Here is a 20,524-nt window from a genome sequence, read left to right as displayed (position 1 = left end):
ATATGCTGCGTCGTACTGGTCGTAGAACACTCAATGTCCGGCTTCGGGGATATGAACGAGTCGTCCGTTAGCTAACTTGTCGGCAATATCGAGGTCCTTGACCCGTCGTTCGAGGTCGGTGTCGGATTTCAGTACGAGCGTCGGACACGTAATCTCGGTAAACGCGTCCCCCAACTGCGGGTAGCCTTCGCGTGCGATTTCCGCAATCGCCTGACGACACTCGGAATCCGCAACTGCAAGACGCCGAGCTAAACTCGGCTCTCGTTCTGGATAGTCTGCCGTGATTTCCCCGACTGGTCTGTCTGAACACTCTTGCACGTGCTCACGGACTATGCGTGCTCGCTCGCCGGGACCTATGTCGGGAGCGCCGTACATACCTGCGGGGTCTTCTAAGATGATCGCACGCGGGAGGTCGGGTTTCTTGGCGGCCGTCCACGCGACGGTCGAGCCACCCATCGAGTGGCCGAGTAGAATCGGATGTACGAGGTCGAGTGCGTCTATGAGTTCCAAGAGGTCTAGTCGTCCGCGAGATCGGCAACGAGTGGCTCCCAACACCTGCCGTTGTTGTAGAACCCGTGAGCCATGACAAGTGGTGGACCGCTCCCTGCTCGGTAGTACTGTAACCCGACTCCGTTGACGTGTACCGTGTCTGTTGTCCAACTATCCGGGTGGTTCATACGAACACAAATTTTGTATCTGAAATAAACATATCGAGCCGGGAACCGTACTTAGGTCGACTTGCTGAGAGTGTACACCGCCGGTTGTGTCCGAACGAAATTGTCAGAAAACAGCACTATGTGGGGCCTCGGTCATGTACTTCCTTTCGACGGTCGACTACCAACCGAATGGTGCGGTCGACACGCACACCAGTTGTGTGTATTATAGACTATTCTACTATGGTTGTACCACTGCCTCTCGTTCGAACATTGTAAACATTCTAAAATTTGTATATGGGACTGAAGTCTCTCCTGCTATTATCTCTCTCATCGTCGTCGAGTTGGGGAGGCGACTCTACACGGGGAAAGGTACTAAACCCTGAATACTACTGATACCTACGAATCGCTAGATGCCATCTCCCGTGGCGAGTTATTGGAGATAAAACATTCTGTGTAATAGTCCGCTGTCCAGACAGTTTTCTAAAGGCGTGATCTCACGAATATATTGTAAAAAATAAACAATACTATATCTCCGTCGTTGATGCCATATATGGAATGTATCGCCCGGGACTCACTTTCTGTTGCTGAATAGTCTTATCACTGTGAGTACTATTATCTGAGTGTGTATCCGTCAGCCCGTGTGGTTTGTGAGTGAATCGCGTCGATACGAGCGTTCGGGCTTTCCATTACAATTGTACTGTTGTAATTCATTCTCCCACTCTTTTTCACACCACTCAGTCGAGAAACTGTGTCGCTATCCATCGATTGAACTGTACTCGTAGTACTGGTTTCGAACCTCGATCTCGTTTTTGCTGTATCGCAGTATGTTCAGTAGGTCGGCCATGTACCCCGGCGTGAACCTGTCTCGCGGTCCGGTAACCCCGATTGATGCCTCGACATTTTCGTCCCCGTCGAGAATCGGGACGGCAATTCCCCGAATCCCGCGCAGGTGTTCTTCGTCGTCCATTGCGTACCCCTGTTGACGAACTCGGCTGAGTTCGCGTTCGAGTTCTTGGGGTGCTGTGAACGTCTGGCTCGTTCCTTTGGAGAGACCGTGCCGCTCGACAATCTGCTTCCGTCGGTCCTCCGGAAGGTATGCTAAAATAGCTTTCCCGAGCGATGTCCAGTGCATCTCGGCGTGGTTCCGGCGGGGCAGCCGGCCGGCGGCGGCCGTTCCACCTGTGCTTCGGTAGGGGCGGGCGCGCTTTCCGTTCTCTGCGATGGCGGCCCCGCGGATTCCGCCTGGCGGCCGGGTGAGCTGGTCGCCCTTATTTCGGAGGAGTCGCGCGTGGTCCGGTTGCGGGCGATCGCTCCCGCCGCCCTCCAGAACCCGAAATGACCGCCGGTACTGTCCCGCTTCCTTGACGACAAAGCCCTGTTCTACGAGCGTGTTCAAGTGGATGTAAATCGTGCTCGTCGGGATGTCGACCACCGAGGCGAGGTCGGAGAGTCCAGTCGGCTCTACCTCCCCGAGCGCCGAGAGTATCTCGAACGCCGTTTCGACCGAGCGTATTGTTTTATCGTTACCAGTTGTCATGGTAGTGTATTTTTCGCACTGGTTGAAAAGGTTTCCTTCACTATCCAAGATATATTCAACAGCGTTGAAAAAATGCGTAGCGGTAATTGGAAATGGCAACGAATCGCTCGAACCACTGGTATTTTTCGGACCTCGTGTTCTTGCATTCCATGATGAATGTTAACTCATATATTGGTACGAAGTGAACTGTTCGGCCTGATGTCCGGGTAGGAGCGCTCGTGCTGCGGATTGATTCACTGTCGGAGAATCTGGTCCGATTTTATCATTTTCGACCATGTTGAAACTGCGGTCGCGGAGGAATCAGTGACCGACCGAAATTTGTCCGTAGCGGTCCGCAGATACGGCTGGAGTCCTAATTTGCACAAACAGGCTGCTTCGCTCGGTATACACTGTGTTTCCTCCCTCACTGCAACTGAGACGGTGTCCTATCTCACATCTGTCTCCCTCGAACACGGACCAGCAGACATGCGTTTTCCCAATGAAGCCTTTCAATACGGTTGGTAGAACGGTTTTTGCATCCACTGCCAACATTTATTATTCAGGATAGTGCATTATCCTTCACCCTATATGAGCAAGGTTACACTATCGAACGTCAGCAAAGTGTACGACGATTCCATCCTTGCAGTCGAGGGCTTGGACCTCACTGTGGAGGATGGCGAGTTCGTCGTCGTCGTCGGCCCATCCGGTTGTGGGAAATCGACGACGCTTCGGATGGTCGCGGGGCTTGAGACCGTTTCTGGTGGTGAGATATCCATCGGGGATACCGTCGTCAACGACGTCCGGCCACAAGACCGGAACATCGCGATGGTGTTCCAGTCATACGCATTGTACCCGCACATGACCGTGCGCGAGAATATGTCGTTCGGGCTTCGGCTCGCGGGTGAGCGCGACGACGAAATCGAAACGCGCGTCGAGGACGCCGCTGAGATGCTGGAGATATCCGAACTCTTGGATGACTTACCCAAACAACTCTCCGGCGGGCAACAGCAACGAGTTGCGCTGGGGCGTGCCATCGTTCGCGACCCCGATGTCTTCCTGATGGACGAACCACTGTCGAATCTGGACGCAAAGTTGCGGACGCAGATGCGCACCGAAATCCAGCGAATCCAAGAAAACCTCGGTGTCACGACGATATACGTCACGCACGACCAGACGGAAGCGATGACGATGGCCGACCGTATCGTCATTCTCAACGACGGCAAGCTTCAGCAAGTCGACCCGCCGGAGCGATGCTACGACGAACCGAACAACGAGTTCGTCGCCGGCTTCATTGGCTCGCCATCGATGAACTTCTTCGACGTGACCGTTACCGCTGCCAACGAGGGTGCACACTTCGAATCGCCGAGCTTCGAATTCGCGCTCGACGTCGATGTCCCGTCGGGAGAGTACACCCTTGGGGTACGACCGGAAGACCTCACCGCCGAACGAGAGGGTGGGTACATCGATACGATTGTCGACGTGGTCGAGCCGGTTGGCTCGGATAACTTCCTCTACCTCAAAACAACTCGCGAATCGTCCGAAGTGATTGCGCGGGTCGAGAGTGAGTTCCGTCCAGCGGTCGACGACGAGATTACACTCGGGTTCGATATCGACGATATGCATCTCTTCGATGTCGACGGAGCGCGCGTGCCGGTAAACGAGCTACAGATAACGGATTCAGCCTAATATGATGTACAATACGATTGGTCGAGGCGAGCACGAATGGGCGGGAATGACGGCAAGGGAAGTTCGGGAGACCGGGTCTCAACCGGGTTCTATCTTGGTTATTCCAGTTGGCAGCATCGAACAACACGGACATCACCTTCCGGTCGTCACTGATTCTCTTCTCGTCGAAGCGATGGTCGATGCCGCACTCGAACGACTTGACGACGTTCCGGTCGTCGTCTCGCCCACGGTTTGGAGTGGCTTCTCGCCGCATCACCTCACGTTTGGCGGGACGCTTTCACTCGACTTCGAGAACCTCCGTGCGATATTAGAAGATATCGCAAGTACCGGTCTCGAAAACGGATTCGATGCCGTGCTGTTCGTCAACGGCCACGGTGGCAACGGACCGCTCATCGGATCGGTCGTCAGCACGGTCGGCGTGGAGGCTGACGCCGAGGTCCTTGGAACGACGTACTTCGAACTGGCATCCGACCGGATCGAGGCGCTCCGAGACAGTGAGACCGGTGGGATGGCCCACGGGGGTGAGTTCGAAACGTCGCTTATGCTTGCACTCCGTCCGGACCTCGTCGGTGACTCCTCGGAACGCGATGGTGAGACGTTAGACGAACAGTACCAGTGGGCTGGACAGGACCTGCTTGATGGCGGTTCTGTCGGTGTGTACCGGTCGTTTGATGTGTACTCTGACTCCGGTGCAATCGGTTTACCTGAAAAGGCCAGCGCTGAGAAAGGGGAACGGATTCGGTCGATTATCGGGGAAGAACTCGCTTCGCTGTTGCGTACTATCCACGAACACAACGCGTAAACTGCACTGAACGCACTACTGACAAAAATAGAATATGAACATAAACAATTATATATGCGGGAGTAAGTGGTAGCAATGATGCGAAAAGATACCAAAGGGCAGCCTAGTGAGCAGTCTCTGGACCGTCGTCAACTCCTTCAGGCACTCGGTGCTGGCGGGATGATTGCTATCGCCGGGTGTACCGGCGATGGAAACGGCGATGGGACTGGCACTGCCGACGGCAACAGCGGTGACGGCGGAAACGGTGACGACGGTGGACAGAGTATCCAGTTCCTCACGATGGGAGTTGGTGACAACATCAAGCAGTTCTTCGAGGAGAACAACGCTGCCTTCGAAGAAGAGTACGGGGTCAACGTAGAGTTCACGAGCGTGACGTGGGACAATGCACGTCAAACGGTGAACAACCGCGTCGACGGGGGACAGGCACCGGACGTGAGTCGGTGGCCTGCGCGCTGGATTCCGCAACTCGTCGGGAAGGGTGCACTCGAACCAGTCGACGACCTGATGGACGGCGAATTCGGCGAGAAGTTCGCCGAAGGGGTTGCCAACGGGACGATGTACAACGGCTCTCACTACGGTGTACCGTGGGCGGCTTCGAACAAGTGTCTCTACTACAACAAGGACGTGTTCGAGGCTGCCGGACTCGACCCGGAGAACCCGTCGCTGGACACGTGGCAGGACATGTTGTCCGCCGCGAAGACGATTACCGAAAGCGGCGAGGTGAGTGTCCCGGCACTCGGCCTTGCCGGGGCTGACGCCATCGAGACCGGGTCGCAGTACTACCATTACCACTGGTCGTACGGTGCAGACCTGGTTGACGACGAGGGGATGCCGGTCGTCAATTCGGACGGAGCCGCCGAAGCGCTCTCGTTCTACGCCGACCTTCACCTCGAACACGGCGTGACGCAGGCCTCGCCGCTGTCTTCGACCCGCCAGGACATCCGGCAGTTGTTCGAGAACGGTGACCTTGGGATGGTCATCGGCCACGTGTACACGGGACTCAACATTACCGAATCCCAGGAGAAGGGCGAAGTCGACTTTGAGTACGGTATCGCCCAGGTCCCAAAGGGTCCGGAGGGACGGTACAGCCTCTTTACCATCGACACGCTCGGCATCCTGAGCCAAAGCGAGCACAAGGACATCGCACGGGACCTGATTCGGTTCTACTTCGACGAGGAACGGCGGTTCCAGTACTCGAAGCAGAAGGGGTTCCTCCCGGTCGTTAAAGCGGTCGGCGAACGGGAGTACTTCTCCGAGTCGAAAAACTGGGGACCGTTCGTCGAGGCGGGCCAGTATGCCCGTGCCCGGCCGAAGCTCAGTAATTTCAGCCAGTTCAACGACCGGATGGTCCAGGCGATTCAGGAGGCGCTTGCGGACCAAAAAAGCCCGCAAAAAGCCCTGGATGACGCCCAGAGCGACCTCGAAGATGCAATGAGCTAAAATGGAACACCATGAGTCTCGCTGAAGAATATTCCAAGACGGACGGGGAATCACGTCTCTCTCAGTCCATCGCACACCTCAAGCAAAACCGGCGCGCCTACTTCCTGATAGCGCCCGCTGCAGTATTTCTGCTCGCCGTCGTCGGCTACCCGATACTGGAGACGTTCCGTCTGTCGTTGTACCGCTCACCGGCCGACTCGACTATCGAGACGTTCGTCGGCCTGCAGCACTACGTCGAAATCGTCAACAGCGACATCTTCTACCGGCTCCTCTGGCAGACGGGGCGCTGGGTGCTGGTTGGTGTCGCCGGCAAGACGCTCCTCGGACTGCTCATCGCGGTTCATCTGAAGAACGATATTCAGGGTCGGAAGTTCTTCCGAACGGCATTCCTCATCCCGTGGGGGATTCCGTATGCCATCTCTGCGGTCGTGTTCCGGTGGATAGAACACCCGCAGTTCGGCTACCTCAACGCGGTGCTCCTCAAGCTTGGCGTGATAGACCAGGGAATCGGTATCCTCGGGAATCCCGATATCGCGTGGCTTGGTGTCGTCGTCGCCGACGTCTGGATCGGAACGCCGTTCATGGCGATTATCTTCCTCGCTGGACTGCAATCGATTCCGCAGGACCTGTATGAGGCGGCCGCAATCGACGGGGCCGAGCGGTGGCACCAGTTCCGGTACATCACCCTGCCGCAGCTCAAGAGCGTCATTCTGATGGCCACGCTGCTATCGACCATCTGGACCTTCGTCAGCTTCGACGTCATCTGGACGATGACCGGTGGGGGTCCGATTAGTACGACTGCGACGCTGGTCATCCATATCTATCAGGTTGGATTACAGAACGGGAACCTCGGTCGCGGCGCTGCCTACAGCGTCATCGGGTTCCTGTTCCTCCTCCTGTTCGCCATCGTCTATCTGCGGGTGTACACCCGAGGAGGTGACGAACTATGACGATGGCGGGCCACAACAGAACCGGCCTCCGGCGGGTCAGAGTCTACGGCGTCCTCATCGCGTTGCTCGGAGTCATGATGTTCCCGTTCTACGCCATGTTCTCCAGTACGTTCAAGCCCGAGGCCGAGATTTTCTCGGCCCCGGCGACGCTGGTCCCATCAGACCCGTCTGTCGGGGCGTACCTCGATGTCTGGACACAGACCGACGTCGTCCTGTGGGTCGCCAACAGCTTCGTCATCTCGTTGGGGACCGTCGTCCTGACGCTCCTGCTCGCAATCCCGGCCGCGTACTCGTGTGCACGGAACGATTTCGTCGGGAAGCGGACGTTCCTGCTCGCCGTGCTCGTCGTCCAGATGTTCGCGCCGGTCGTGCTCATCGTCGGGCTCTTCGACGTTATCACCCAACTCGGTCTGTTCAACACCTACCTTGCGGTGATAATCCCCGCGGCGGCCTTTACCCTGCCGTTCAACATCTGGATGCTCTACGGCTATTTCAAGACGGTTCCCGTCGAACTCGAAGAGTCGGCTCGTATCGACGGTGCCAGCCAGTTCCAGATACTCACGAAAATCGTCCTTCCGCTGACCAAGCCCGCACTCGTCGCCAGCATCACCTACACGTTCCTGTACGCGTGGAACCGACTGCTGTTCGTGCTGACGTTCCTCACCGACAGCGGGAAGTACAACATTCCGCGCGGGGTCTTCTCGATGGTCGGGGCGCTCCAGACCGACTGGCGGATGATGCTGACTGTCTCAGTCATCGGTATCATTCCGCTTTTGGTCCTGTTCGCCTTCCTCGAGCAGTACATCGTCGCCGGAATGACTGCCGGTGCGGTCAAGGAGTAAGCCAGCACCGCACAGCCTGCCTCCCTTCTCTCTTCCCCAACCTCCCTTCACCTTTATTACCGCTCCAGTGGACGGCTTCGTATGGAATTCGCCATCTGGGCGTACCCGTGGGACCTTTCCGAGGAGGGTCCCGACCGGGTCACGGCTCGACTCACCGAACTGGGAATCGACGAACTAAACCTTGCGACTAATTATCACGCTGTGCAGGCTTTCTCGCCACACAACCCCGAACGACGGACGTTCTTCGCGCGTGCGAGTTCGTACTTCCAACCCGACGACGGGTACGGGCGACTCGAACCGGTCCCGTACGAGGGGATGTCCGGCGACTGGATTGACGAAATCGCGGCCGGGCTTGGCGACATTCGGTTGAACTCGTGGACGGTCGGCTGTCACAACTCGCGGCTCGGGATGCGCCACCCCGATGTGACGTTAACGTCGGCCCACGGCGACGATTTGGTGTTCGGACTCTGTCCGTCGAACCCCGACGTACAGCACTACTTGACCGCACTCGTCCGCGATTTAGCTGCTCGCGAACACTTCGACCGTATCGAACTGGAGACGTTCGACTACTTCTACGGCACCGGATTCGGCTGGCACCACCAGAAGATTCACGCGCAACTCGGGACGCTCGGCGAGTTCTTACTCGGACTGTGTTTCTGTGACCACTGCCGGAGTACCGCGGCGGACGCCGGACTCGACGTCGAACAGGCCAGAAGGACTGTTGCTGAAACGCTCGATGCGGTCGTTGCTGGGACGATTCCGGGCGACCTCTCTCCCGAGCGATGGCTCCGTGAGCACGACGTAGTCGCCGACTACGTCGACATTCGTGAAGAGACGCTGGCTGACCTCTACGCAGAACTGTCGGCGTCCAGCGGGTCGACGCCGCTCGGCTATTACGTCGGCGCACCCGAACCCGGACGAGAGTGGATGGTCGGCGCAAACCTCGACCAGTTATCCGAGCACGTCGATTACTACTGCCTTCCGGCGTACGAGTCGTCGAGAAACGCGGTGATGGATGCGTATCGAACCGTCGATGCATTGACCCCGGATGTCCCGCTTCACGTGGGGCTTCTTCCGGGCCACCCGGCGATACACGACGAGGCGACCCTCGTCGAAATCGTGGATGCGCTTCGGGTTGCGGGCGTCCCCCGTGTTTCCTTCTACAATTACGGGCTGTTACCGGAGCACTCCCTCGACTGGATTCGGGCGGCAACAGACACTGCCACGTTGTAACAAACGATACTTTCTTACTGCCACCCGGTACAACCATTGGTATGGAGATAACCGACGTGACAGCGGTTACTGTAGATGTTCCGTTGACCAATCTCGACGAACCCCTTGGTATCGGTCCGTACACCACGAACCACGGGGAACTCGAATCGATGGAGCGTGTACTCGTCCGCGTCGATACGGACGAAGGAATCGCTGGCTGGGGGGAAATGCGCGTGTTCCTTTCGCCGTCCGCCACCGAATCGATTATCGAGGAGGGCGTCGGCCCGATGATTACCGGGCAATCGCCGTTCGAAATCGAGCGGCTCCGTCGGCAAGTGTTCGTCGAATACACGAACGTCGATATGTTCTTCGCCGCCGTCGAGACGGCTTGTTGGGATATCGTTGGGAAGGCGCTCGACCGCCCCGTCTACGAACTCCTCGGTGGGTGGACTGCTCCGACACAGAGCTCCCTCCGTCACCGAGAGAACGTGGGTGCCAACGACCTGACCCCGGAGAAGGTTCCAGTTGCGTTCTGTCTCGGAATTCTCTCACCCGAGGAATCTCGCGTCAAAGCACGAGAGGCGCTGGAGGCCGGATTCGACGTTCTCAAGACGAAAGCTGGCAAGGATTGGCGGCAGGACGTTGCGCGAATCAAAGCGATGCACGACGAGACGGACGGACAACTCGAATTCCGTCTCGACCCCAATCAGGGGTGGACCCTCGACCAGGCGGTTCGCGTCGGGGCGATGCTGGAAGACGAGGGAATCTACCTCCAGTACCTCGAACAGCCGATTCGAGTGGATTCGCACACGTCGCTGGCGAGGTTGCGGCAGCGTCTGCGGCAACCCATCGCACCGAACGAAGACACCTACATCTCGCACAACATCTCCTCGCTGGTCGAGGCCGGCGCGATGGACGTTGGCGTCATCGACCTCACCCCGGCCGGTGGTATCAGTGGACTTCGCCAGCAAGCAGCAATACTCGAAGATGCGGGCGTTCCGTTCACGCACCACTGCGCGTTCGACCTCGGGATTCGGACGGCCGCAATCCTCCACGCCGTCAGCGGAATCCCTGGGTTCTCACTCCCGCCGGACTCGACGTATTACGCGTGGGAAGGGGACATCATCGAAGAACCGTTCGAAGTCGTAGACGGTTGCCTGCCCGCCCCGACCGGTCCGGGTCTCGGCATTTCGGTCGACCTCGATGCCATCGAAGCGTACCGGATATAATGGGACACCATGACAAGGTTCAAGAGGTGCGACCGCATCGATTCTCCCGCTATGGTTGAGTTATCACTACGAGACCGTCCGGCAATCGTCACCGGTGCATCCCGTGGCATCGGCCGTGAAATCGCGGCGCGGTTCGCAGAAGCCGGTGGGGATGTCGCCATCTGTTCGCGGTCCTACGACGATGTCGAACCGGTGGCTGAAGAACTGACTGCCGCACACGCCGGGCGAGTCGTCCCTGTCGAGTGCGACGTGACCGACCGCGACGAGATCCGGAATCTAGTCGATACTACGATTGACGAGTTCGGCGATATTCGAGTCTTGGTGAACAACGCCGGCGGTTCGGACGAGTCGGCCAACACCATCCACCGTTGTGACGAAGCGGCGTTCGAATGGATGGTCGACCTGAACCTGAAGAGTCAATTCCTGTTGAGCAAAGAGGTGCTCCCGGCCATGGTTGCCTCCGGTGGAGGCTCGATGGTTCATATGGGGTCGGTCAATGGACTCTTCGGCATTGGACTCTCCGGCTACTCGGAAGCGAAGAGCGGACTCCTCTCGATGTCCCGAAACATTGCCGCCCATTACGGTCAACACGGCATCCGCTCGAACGTCATCTCCGCGGGGACGATTGAAACCGCCAACCGACGCGAGGAGATGGAGAGCACGGAGGGTCGGACGGGCGAATCAAGCGCCCGGGACCGCTGGCTCGACCAGTATCCACTCGGGCGGTTCGGAACTCCCGACGAAGTCGCAGATACGACGCTGTTCCTTGCGTCTGAGATGTCCAGCTTCATAACCGGTGAGAATCTCGTACTCGACGGCGGTCTCACGACGAGCCTCCCGACGTCGTTTATCAACGAGATATACCAGACGGATGAGATTCCCGCACGAGAATAACCAACTCCTACCAATTCAGTCCCAATGAAAGAGCTAACAACAGACGAGGCACCGGACAGTATCGGCCCATTCTCACAGGGGGTTGTCTCCGGAGACCGAATCTATGTCTCCGGGCAAGGCCCCGTCGACCCGGAAACCGGCGAAGTCATCTCCGGCACTCCGGGCGAACAAACCGAGCGGACACTGAAAAACATCGAAGCCATCCTCGAAGCAGGCGATGCGTCGCTTGCAGACGTGGTGAAGGCAACGGTGTTCCTGAAGGACATGCGGTATTACGACGAGGTAAACGAGGTCTACGGGGAACACATGTCGTCTCCGTACCCTGCTCGGAGCGCGGTCGAAGTCGTGAAACTCCCCGTCGACATCGACGTAGAGATAGAGGTAGTCGCCGAGGTGTGAGTCAGAACGAGCCATACCGCAATTAGTGACAAACGTTTGGAACACCTCATCAAAACAGTCGACATACCGTGACAGGGACGCGATTTCACGTTGGGGAACCGGGCTACTCGCAGTCTTATTCTTTGCCGCGTTTCGCCGACTTCCGACTCAGTCGTCGTGCGCAGCAGCGACGGCATCGACGAACGCACGGGCGTTCGCAGTAAGTTCTTCGTAGTCTCCCCGTTCGATAGCGTCGCCGTCGACGAGTGAACTCCCGACACCGACGGCGGTCGCACCGGCGTCGACGAATGTGCCGACATTGTCGAGTGAGATGCCGCCGGTTGGGACAGTCGGGATATGCCCAAGTGGTCCCTGTAGCGAGGAGACGAACTCCGGACCGAGCGACGACGCCGGGAACACTTTCACCATGTCGGCTCCGGCGGTGTATGCGTCGACAGCTTCAGTCGGTGTCGCTACACCGACGATAGAGGGGGCACCGTAGCGATTCGCGGTTTTCACCGTCTCTGCATCGAACGACGGGGTGACGATGAACTCGGCTCCAGCGAGCATCGTCGCCCGCACGGTTTCGTTGTCGAGAACTGTCCCTGCGCCGACGACGACCTCGTCGGACGTGAACGTCGAGGAGATGTCTCGAATCATTTCGAGTACGCCGTCGGTGTTCGCCGTCACCTCGACGACGGAGACGCCACCTCGCTGAAGTGCATCGACGGTCTCGATTGCCGTATCCGGGTCTGTACCACGAACGATTGCGACGATACCCGTCTCTACGATTCGCTGGGCGATGTTTGCGGACATTACGCATATCAGGGCGACACACCTCTTAATTTTCGGGGTACAGGCGGGAATCTGTACGGGGTTGCTGGCTTGCTCAGTTCGTAGCAAACATCGTCGAAAACAGAGGAATTATCCCGCAACTCCGTGAGGAACGAGTATGGTGACCACCCCTCAGGAGAGTGAACACTGTGACGGCTGACCTCGTGACGTTTGGTGAGACGATGCTCCGACTCTCACCACCACGCGGAAGTCGATTGGAGACGACAGAGACGCTTCGGTTCAGTACGGCCGGTGCGGAGTCGAACGTGGCAATCGCTGCGAGCAGGCTCGGTGTTGACACCACGTGGATTTCGAAACTCCCCGATTCGGCACTTGGTCGCCGAGTCGTCACCGACATCCGCCAACACGGGGTTGCCCCGGAAATCGTCTGGACGGACCAGCATCGTCAGGGGACCTACTACCTCGAACACGGTGGCGAGCCGAGAGGAACTTCGGTCGTCTACGACCGCAGCGATGCTGCGGTAACGACAGCCACGCCCGAAGAACTGCCGACCGATACTGTCGAGGAAGCAGCCTACTACTATACGAGCGGCATCACGCCGGCGCTATCGGACCAACTCCGAGAGACGACGCGCGTCCTGCTCGAAACCGCACAGTCCGCAGGGACGACGACCGTCTTCGACCTGAACTACCGGACGAAACTCTGGACGCCAACCGAGGCCCGCGCGACGCTCGAATCGTTGTTCCCCTACATCGATGTCCTCGTCGTCGCGGAACGCGATGCACGAAACGTCCTCGGACTCGACGGTGACGCTTCGGCGATTGCGACGGCGCTGGACGACCAACACGGCTTCGAGACGGTTCTCGTCACGCGTGGTGACGAAGGTGTGTTGGCGCTGTCCGATGGGAGGGTATACGAGCAGGGCGCGTTCGAGACTGAAACCTTCGACCCGATTGGGACTGGAGACGCGTTCGTCGGCGGCTATCTCGCGTCGCGGATTCGCGGGGACCCTCTCACGACTGCACTCGAACAGGGTGCTGCAACTGCGGCACTCAAACGGACGCTCGATGGAGACTTGGCGGTCGTCACTCAGCAGGAAGTTGACCGCGTACGGGAGCAATCGAGCGGCGGTATCAGTCGCTGAGACCACCGCTATCGAGTCGGTAGGACGACACAATCAGCGGCGGTTAGCATTAACATTGCCTCGAAATCCGCCTTGGTCTTGGCTATGTTTCCCTTTCCTATTGCCGTCTCATGATGTCTAATTATTTGACATCTGCTGATTTCTTATTCATTGTTCTTGTGCACAAATAGCACTATTCGACTGCGGACCTTCGAATTGTTTCTCCCTCCAGAATTGAGGTGGCTGTCGATACGTATTCTGGGGACCCATTCCTATTTTCCGCTGTGGTTTCAGTTGACATAGTCGTCCCGTCTACTCTCCCTATCCGTGGAGAGTCTGTCTAATAGTCACAGACATTAAAGAGAGATCTCGCGTCTGAGAGGGCATATCTATCAGTTAGTCGGTACGAAACACGGCAGCCGAACTAACACTGTATTATCCAACTGATTCGACATCGATGATTCACTTGGTTTCAGAATGTATTGTATTGAATAGACACGACCATCTTCGATAGGTTTTGACAGTGGTCCATCGGTCGTGACCGCGCAATTAGACGGTGTCTTTTAACCTCATAGCCCGAACTGAGGCTATGTACAAGGCAGTGTTCCGTATCGAGAGCGATGATCCCTATTCGAGCTCTACGGCGAAAAATAACACAACAATCGAACTCTGGTGTAACGACCACTGTGACCTACTCCACATTACCGGTGAGCGGCAGGACGAGGTAGTGAAGCATGTGGATTCGGAAGTCGGCGTCCAAGAACGAATCGACAACGAGAGCGACCAGACTATCATCACGGAAGCATGCCTGAAGCGGCACGGAAGCGATTATATTGAGCCGTATCTCGCCGCGAACAACTGCCTTCTGTTACCACCATTACGATACGAACATGGTGCAAAGGTCGTTCGTGTACTCTCACTCGATTCGTCGAACCTCACGACATTCTACAGCGACATCTCGGCCGACCATACCGTTACAGTCGAGTCGAAAAAAGAGCTAAAAAACGTGCGGTCGGAGACGCCCGTTCTTTCGGTGGATTCGTTTTTACCGACACTCTCCGACCGCCAACGTGAGGTATTTCTCACCGCCTACGAGCAGGGGTATTACGAGATTCCACGTGGCACAACGACCGCTGAGCTCGCAGATGCTGTCGGTGTTGGCCGACGGACGGTAGAACACCACCTCAGGCGCGCCGAGGAAAAATTCGCAGACGTATTTGCCGCCTATCTATAGCAGCAGGTCTCTTGTTTACGAATCACACCCGCCCGTAATCTGTTGTTTTCCAGACTCAGTGACCTCGTACCGTCCTCGACCGCGTGGATGAATATGCCCCTGCTTGTATAAATACGCGCAGGTATGGTCCACCGTGATTGGATGACAATCTGCGGTCTTGGCGATGTCCATGACGTGCAGTGGCGATTCCTCGACGAGTACGGTAAGCACCTTGTGTTCGGTTTCGGGGTTGCGTTTTCTCATTACGTCTGTAACTATCGTAGCGTTTGCAACTGGTGACACATCCGACCGCACGACAGCGGTCGAGCGAGTGTGCACTGACTTGCAAACGCTACTATAGTCTGGAAATATTGGTCCTCTTAGACCGGTCGGTGGGGGCGATTCAACGTTACCGTGAAAGTCGTCTCCAAAGAGTTGGACACGTTCTCACAGTATCGTTGACCTGGTGAATGGAATCAATCGACGTGTTACGATGATGCTTTGGCTTAGTCCGCTCCCTCTCTCGGTACCCATCCGCACTGTTCGCACTTCCAGTAGTCGGTCCGTCTCGAAAGTTCGCCGTTGCATCTACTACAGCTCATTATCACTCACTAGTTGTTGGATTATATACATTAACCTAGGGTGACGACGAGTATTTTTCACGGCCACAGGCCCCGCGATTCTTTTGCCTTCCCGATACGACTGAGTGCAACCACATACGCGGCATCTCGCCAACTCAGACTCTCTACGTCGACTTTTTCTCTGACCGCGTTCCACGCGGACAGCATCTCTGCTTCGAGTTCGTTGTTGACGCGCTTTTCGGACCATTGTCGACGGTTGATGTTCTGTAACCACTCAAAATAGGAGACGGTCACCCCGCCAGCGTTGGCGAGAATATCCGGTATGACTGGGATACCGCGTTCGTTGAGGATGCCGTCTGCTCGGGGTGTGGTTGGACCGTTCGCGCCCTCTACGATTATATCCGCCGCGATTCGGTCGGCGTTGTCGTCGGTAATCGCATTCCCGACTGCCGCCGGGATCAGAACGTCGACATCTAACTCCAGTAGGTCCCCGTTGGAAATCGTGTTGGGGGCTTCGTACTGCCTCACGCCCTCCGGTTTTTCTTTGTGTGACGGAACGGTGTGGGTGTCAAATCCATTGGAATCGTAGATTCCCCCGTTCACATCGCTGACAGCGACAATCGTCGCACCCCACTCGTCGAGCAGGCGTGCTGCGTTTGCCCCGACGCTTCCGTATCCTTGGACGGCGACGGTCGTCTCTGTGATGTCTTTTCCGTAGTAGTCAATCGCCTCACGCGTGATTATCGCGGTACTTCGTCCGGGTGCCTCCTCACGTCCATAGCTTCCTCCCACGACTGGGGGCTTCCCCGTCACAACCCCCGGAATTGTCTCGCCCTGCTGCATACTGTACGCGTCCATAAACCACGCCATCGTCCTCGCATCGGTTCCCATATCGGGCGCAGGAATATCTTGATTCGGGCCGACGTCACCTCGAATCTCATCGGCGAACCGACGAGTGAGACGTTCTTTCTCGGCATCGCTGAGGTCCTTCGAATCAACCGCAACTCCTCCCTTTCCACCGCCGAATGGGAGATCCATGACAGCACACTTCCACGTCATCCACATCGAAAGCCCGACACACTCCTCTGCGGTCACGTCTGGATGGTATCGGAGTCCGCCCTTGTATGGCCCGCGAACGTTATCGTGTTGTGCACGATAGCCGGTGAAGACCTCAACTTCGCCATCGTCCCGTTTGAGAGGGACAGAGACTTCAACAACCCTCGACGGGTGTTTGAGACGTTCGATGACATCCGGGTTGATATCGACGTGCGTCGCCGCCTCGTCTAGCTGTCGGCGGGCTGTTTCAAGCGCAGATATCTGATTCGAATCGACACTCGGGTTCGATTCTCGGGTCTGTGTTGATGTCATGAGTCTGTACTAACGAAATACCATTGAGATGTGGCTCCGCTCCAGCGTTGACCTCGAATTAAGGAAGGCCGCCGCTGCTCGGCTTCAGTATCCCTGATTGAATCTCGTGGGGATGGGTTGCGACCCATATTGGTTGATACATATCATGTAGCATATTCTCTGATACTCCAAGCGCGTATTAATTTATAAGAGGCTGTCCAGAGGTATTGGACTATCGGCCCAAACTATGCGGTGACGAAGACGAGACGGACGGATGCTACTACCCGGAACGAAGTATGGAACGATGAACGAAGCGTGGAACCGCAGTTCACACACCCACACGCTACGTACGTGTAAAAAATATAGAAAATATGGAAAATATTTTCAAATCATCACTTCGAACTACTGAAATACGTGACATATTCATTGGGATATTTAAAGGTGAGTCCATATGGAAATTGATTCTATTTGCCCCAATCCCTGATTATTGTTAATGGACGTATGACAACGGAACACACATCGTGTGGTCGGGAGAATCGGTCCGTTTCACGGCGGCTTGTACAACATACAACGAATCTCGTAGCCAGAAACACGGTTGTAGACGAACGGACTGACAGCAAGGTAAGTCAATGGTAGACTTCGAACCTCGTCTTTTCGGGCAACTTGACCCCGATGAACGCCCCTCGCTCATCGCAGCACTCGTTCCCATCGCGGGAATGATCGTATTCCTCAGTGTGGGTATCATCACGTTCGGCTTGGACCCACAGTTCCCACTCTTCTGGGGTATCGTATTCACTGGATTGTTTGCTCACTATCACCTAGGCCTGTCGTGGGAGGACCTCTATGACGGTATCTCGAATGGTCTCCTCTTGGGGATGAAGGTGATTCTCATCATGTTCACCGTTTATGCACTCATCTCCTCGTGGATTCAGGCAGGGACCATCCCGAGTCTAATGTACTATGGACTGGAGTTGTTCACGCCTGCGGTGTTTCTTCCAATAGCCGCCGTACTCGCTGCGATTATTGCCTTTGCGGTTGGCTCGTCTTGGACGACAGCAGGAACACTTGGGGTCGCACTCATTGGCATCGGTTCCGGCCTCGGAATCCCGGCACCGATGACTGCTGGGGCCGTTCTCAGCGGTGCCTACACGGGTGACAAGCAATCACCGCTCTCAGATACGACAAACCTCGCGGCCGCAGTGACGAACACCGATTTATACGAGCACATCAACGCGATGCGGACTGGCACGTTCATCGCGTTCGCCTTATCGGTCGTTCTGTATGCGTTCCTCGGCATGACTGCCTCCGGAAACATTCCCGCCGGTCGCGTCGAATCGATCCAAGCAGCTATCGAAGGTACCTACGTCGTGTCGCCGGTCGTCTTCCTCCCGTTGATTATCACTTTCGGACTTGCGATGTACGGCGTTCCGGCGCTCCCAACCCTCGGAACGGGCGTCATTGCAGGCGCGGTCACGTCGATGCTCGTGCAGGGGACGGGTTTCGCCGCGGCGTGGTCTGCCGCCCAATCCGGCACTGCCCCCGAAACGGGGATGGAACTCGTGAACGGATTACTGCAGAGCGGCGGGATGACGGGTGGCGCGTGGATCGTCACGATTGCGATTGCTGCGCTTTCGCTTGGTGGGATGCTCGACCGTGCCGGAATTCTGGCGGTCCTCGCCCACCATCTCGGCCGACTGTGCCACAACGTGGCGAGTCTAACGGGCGCGACCGCACTCTCTGCTGTTTCGATGAACATCCTCGCCGCCGAGCAGTACGTTAGCATCGTCGTGCCGGGGATGACTCTCAGAAACCTGTACGACGAACAGGGATTGAAGACGGAAAATCTCTCGCGTGCTATCGAAGCGTCCGGAACAACGACGAGTGCGCTTATTCCATGGAGCAGTGGCGGACTGTTTATGGCTGGAACGCTCGGCGTTCCGACGCTGGAGTACGCCCCCTACTACTTCTTCGGCTTACTCTCGCCGCTTGTCCTCATATTCATGGGAATGACCGGCTGGCAGATTATGTATAAGGACCAGGAGCAGTCCAGTAGCACTGTGTCACCAAGTGAGGGAACGGCGACAGTAGCGCCAGGAGAAGACTAATCGCACTGCCGCCTCGGGGGGTTCGAGAACCGGATTCCCTTGAGGGATTCTCCGATAGTATCGTTTGCAAGTTATTGCACACTCGCTCGACCACTGTCGTGCGATCGGATGTGTCACCAGTTGCAAACGCTACTATAGCTTAGTAGTGCAACTCGTTAGCGGGGTGTAAGCCCGACGCCATCGGCCAGTAATTCGTGGGACCGGAGTGCGTGCTCGTGGTCGGAAACGATATGCTGAATCATCACTTCGTCGACGCCGACGCGCTCCGTAAGTTGCTCTAACAAGCTAGCAAGCGTTTCTGGGCTCCCGGAAATGGCACGTGGCCATTCGTCGGAATCGAGCGTAGCAGGTGTTGGTTCTGGGACGCCACCAAGTTCGTCGATAGCTTCCTCGATGGACGGCGTGGTTCCGATGATTCCACGTTGCATCCGTTTGTACGACGCCTCAGCCACTGCCCGTAGTCGTGCCGCCTCTTCGTCGGTCTCAGCACAGACCGCGTTTACTGCAACCATCCCCTGTGGCTCGTCGATACCACCGGCTAGTTGTGACGGCTGGAAGCGTTCACGATATTCATCAAACGCGTGTGTGGCGAACTGCGGTCGAATGAACGCCGCGAAACAGTATCGTAACCCGAGTTCGCCTGCAATAGCTGCGCTCGACGGACTCGACCCGAGTACCCACGGTGTTGGTACGTCATGGCTTGAGTGCGGGATTTCGAGGTCGCTGTAGGCGTGTCCGTCGGGGTAGTCGTCGTAGAGGTGAGTAACGACGGCTTCGATTTTCTCAGTGTGGTCTTCGTCCGGGTTCTGCACGTGTCGTTCCGTCCCAAGGGCACGGTCGGCGGCTGGTGAGCCGTTCGCCCGACCGAGGCCCGCATCGATACGGCCCGGCGCGAGTGCATCCAGCGCACCGAACGCTTCTGCGACCTTAAACGGGCTATAGTGGTTGAGTAGCACTGCTCCTGACCCGAGTCGGATTGAGTCAGTTTCGCCGGCGAGGCGGCCGAGTAATACTTCGGGCGTCGTGCCCGCGATGGTATCTGCCATCCCGTGGTGTTCAGCCACCCAGAACCGGGAGTACCCAAGTTGCTCGGCCTGTCTTGCGGCTGCCACAGTGTTCGCGTAAGCTTCAGCTGCGGTCCCGTTGTCGGGAACCGGAGACAGATCGACGATGGAGAGCTTCATACTCGGCCTCTGCGACTGCGAGGAATAACGGTTTGGCTAGCCGGAACCCTTGCTTGCTTTCGAAGAATTTCAGCCGCTGACCATCCGTCGACGACCAACGACAGCAGCCCCGAGTGCGACGACGGTCAGTCCAAGGTAGACGAACGTGACGCCCGACGAAACCGTCTGGTCGTACGCTCCAAGATAGTCCAACGGAATGAGTTCGTTCATCGGGCCACCGTACCACGCAACCAGATACAACATCTCGAAGACGCGAGGTCGGCCAGTCCAGATGCCAATCGCGAGTGCTGCCGCAGGGAGAAAGAGAACACCGACCGCCCACCCGAACAGCGCGTTGAACGTTCCTGTAAGCGCAAATCTGGCAGCGGCGGGGGAAGTCAATGCCATTACCGCTCTGTCTGGTGCGAGGGACGGCCACGCCCACAGGACAGTCCCGCCCCTGCCTACACAGAAGCGGTTTCTGGGTCGGTGCGGTCTGTCTTGGGCTCCGACAGCGGAGCCCCGTGTCCGGGGGGACCGGGGCGCCCGTGGTGTTTTCACGGGCCCTCGTGCGGCCCCCCAGTGGCCGGA

At 57.1% G+C, this 20,524-nt stretch carries 20 protein-coding genes; 12 read left to right on the top strand and 8 right to left on the bottom strand.

All coding sequences use genetic code 11. From position 1 onward, the window contains the following. Positions 1–30 precede the first annotated feature (30 nt). The 3 genes from QT222_RS21945 to QT222_RS21935 form a co-directional block, all read right to left on the bottom strand. Positions 31–510 (bottom strand): alpha/beta fold hydrolase, encoded by a 480-nt coding sequence (locus tag QT222_RS21945; RefSeq protein ID WP_491478362.1) that lies wholly within the window; start codon positions 508–510, stop codon positions 31–33. A 5-nt stretch (positions 511–515) separates the two neighbouring features. Continuing rightward, the gene (locus QT222_RS21940) at positions 516–677 is read right to left on the bottom strand and encodes an alpha/beta fold hydrolase (RefSeq protein WP_491478361.1); all 162 of its coding nucleotides are present in this window, start codon (positions 675–677) and stop codon (positions 516–518) included. Between the two features lie 733 nt (positions 678–1,410). After that, positions 1,411–2,193 carry an IclR family transcriptional regulator gene (locus QT222_RS21935; RefSeq protein WP_491478360.1) on the bottom strand — a complete coding sequence of 261 codons (783 nt, stop codon included), beginning with the start codon at positions 2,191–2,193 and terminating at the stop codon, positions 1,411–1,413. A 567-nt stretch (positions 2,194–2,760) separates the two neighbouring features. Between QT222_RS21935 and QT222_RS21930 the strand changes: the two genes are divergently transcribed. From QT222_RS21930 to QT222_RS21890, 9 genes are all read left to right on the top strand, one after another. Beyond that, complete coding sequence (locus tag QT222_RS21930) at positions 2,761–3,858, top strand: ABC transporter ATP-binding protein (protein ID WP_049917553.1); 1,098 nt, start codon at positions 2,761–2,763, stop codon at positions 3,856–3,858. Position 3,859: 1 nt separating this feature from the next. Next, the gene (locus QT222_RS21925; RefSeq protein ID WP_004060932.1) at positions 3,860–4,660 is read left to right on the top strand and encodes a creatininase family protein; all 801 of its coding nucleotides are present in this window, start codon (positions 3,860–3,862) and stop codon (positions 4,658–4,660) included. Positions 4,661–4,819: 159 nt separating this feature from the next. Further along, complete coding sequence (locus tag QT222_RS21920; protein WP_004060933.1) at positions 4,820–6,100, top strand: ABC transporter substrate-binding protein; 1,281 nt, start codon at positions 4,820–4,822, stop codon at positions 6,098–6,100. An 11-nt stretch (positions 6,101–6,111) separates the two neighbouring features. Continuing rightward, entirely contained in the window at positions 6,112–7,050 is a 939-nt protein-coding gene (locus tag QT222_RS21915) for a carbohydrate ABC transporter permease (protein WP_004060934.1), read from the top strand. Then, positions 7,047–7,892, top strand: a complete 846-nt coding sequence (locus QT222_RS21910; RefSeq protein WP_491478359.1) for a carbohydrate ABC transporter permease — start codon at positions 7,047–7,049, stop codon at positions 7,890–7,892. Before QT222_RS21915 ends, QT222_RS21910 begins: the two co-directional genes overlap by 4 nt. Before the next feature lie 81 nt (positions 7,893–7,973). Beyond that, positions 7,974–9,125: a hypothetical protein gene (locus QT222_RS21905; protein WP_491478358.1), complete on the top strand. Its 1,152-nt coding sequence runs from the start codon at positions 7,974–7,976 to the stop codon at positions 9,123–9,125. Positions 9,126–9,166: 41 nt separating this feature from the next. After that, on the top strand, positions 9,167–10,333 hold the full coding sequence (locus QT222_RS21900) for a mandelate racemase/muconate lactonizing enzyme family protein (RefSeq protein ID WP_491478357.1): 1,167 nt from the start codon (positions 9,167–9,169) through the stop codon (positions 10,331–10,333). A 51-nt stretch (positions 10,334–10,384) separates the two neighbouring features. Next, positions 10,385–11,227 (top strand): SDR family NAD(P)-dependent oxidoreductase, encoded by an 843-nt coding sequence (locus QT222_RS21895; protein ID WP_004060938.1) that lies wholly within the window; start codon positions 10,385–10,387, stop codon positions 11,225–11,227. Between the two features lie 24 nt (positions 11,228–11,251). Beyond that, positions 11,252–11,626, top strand: a complete 375-nt coding sequence (locus tag QT222_RS21890; protein WP_004060939.1) for a Rid family detoxifying hydrolase — start codon at positions 11,252–11,254, stop codon at positions 11,624–11,626. 147 nt (positions 11,627–11,773) lie between these two features. Here the strand turns inward: QT222_RS21890 and QT222_RS21885 are convergent, their stop codons facing one another. Next, positions 11,774–12,421, bottom strand: coding sequence for a bifunctional 4-hydroxy-2-oxoglutarate aldolase/2-dehydro-3-deoxy-phosphogluconate aldolase (locus QT222_RS21885; RefSeq protein WP_004060940.1), 648 nt, complete (start codon positions 12,419–12,421; stop codon positions 11,774–11,776). A 167-nt stretch (positions 12,422–12,588) separates the two neighbouring features. On the opposite strand from QT222_RS21885, the gene kdgK1 reads away from it, so the two are divergent. After that, entirely contained in the window at positions 12,589–13,545 is a 957-nt protein-coding gene (gene kdgK1 / locus QT222_RS21880; RefSeq protein WP_491478356.1) for a bifunctional 2-dehydro-3-deoxygluconokinase/2-dehydro-3-deoxygalactonokinase, read from the top strand. Between the two features lie 568 nt (positions 13,546–14,113). Next, positions 14,114–14,758 (top strand): helix-turn-helix domain-containing protein, encoded by a 645-nt coding sequence (locus tag QT222_RS21875; RefSeq protein ID WP_004060942.1) that lies wholly within the window; start codon positions 14,114–14,116, stop codon positions 14,756–14,758. 15 nt (positions 14,759–14,773) lie between these two features. On the opposite strand, the gene QT222_RS21870 is transcribed toward QT222_RS21875, so the two are convergent. Together QT222_RS21870 and gdhB are read right to left on the bottom strand one after the other, a co-directional pair. Then, complete coding sequence (locus QT222_RS21870) at positions 14,774–15,001, bottom strand: transcriptional regulator (protein WP_491478355.1); 228 nt, start codon at positions 14,999–15,001, stop codon at positions 14,774–14,776. A gap of 395 nt (positions 15,002–15,396) precedes the next feature. Continuing rightward, complete coding sequence (gene gdhB / locus QT222_RS21865; RefSeq protein WP_491478354.1) at positions 15,397–16,686, bottom strand: glutamate dehydrogenase GdhB; 1,290 nt, start codon at positions 16,684–16,686, stop codon at positions 15,397–15,399. A gap of 608 nt (positions 16,687–17,294) precedes the next feature. Here gdhB and arcD point away from each other — a divergent pair. After that, positions 17,295–18,770, top strand: coding sequence for an arginine/ornithine antiporter ArcD (gene arcD / locus QT222_RS21860; protein WP_004060945.1), 1,476 nt, complete (start codon positions 17,295–17,297; stop codon positions 18,768–18,770). Positions 18,771–18,925: 155 nt separating this feature from the next. Here arcD and QT222_RS21855 read toward each other — a convergent pair whose 3' ends face one another. Together QT222_RS21855 and QT222_RS21850 are read right to left on the bottom strand one after the other, a co-directional pair. Further along, entirely contained in the window at positions 18,926–19,954 is a 1,029-nt protein-coding gene (locus tag QT222_RS21855) for an LLM class flavin-dependent oxidoreductase (protein ID WP_004060946.1), read from the bottom strand. Between the two features lie 69 nt (positions 19,955–20,023). Further along, positions 20,024–20,341 carry a hypothetical protein gene (locus QT222_RS21850; RefSeq protein ID WP_491478353.1) on the bottom strand — a complete coding sequence of 106 codons (318 nt, stop codon included), beginning with the start codon at positions 20,339–20,341 and terminating at the stop codon, positions 20,024–20,026. Positions 20,342–20,524: the final 183 nt, after the last annotated feature.

The organism is Haloferax sp. s1, assembly GCF_058382125.1.
This window is presented reverse-complemented; position numbering and strand designations above follow the sequence as displayed.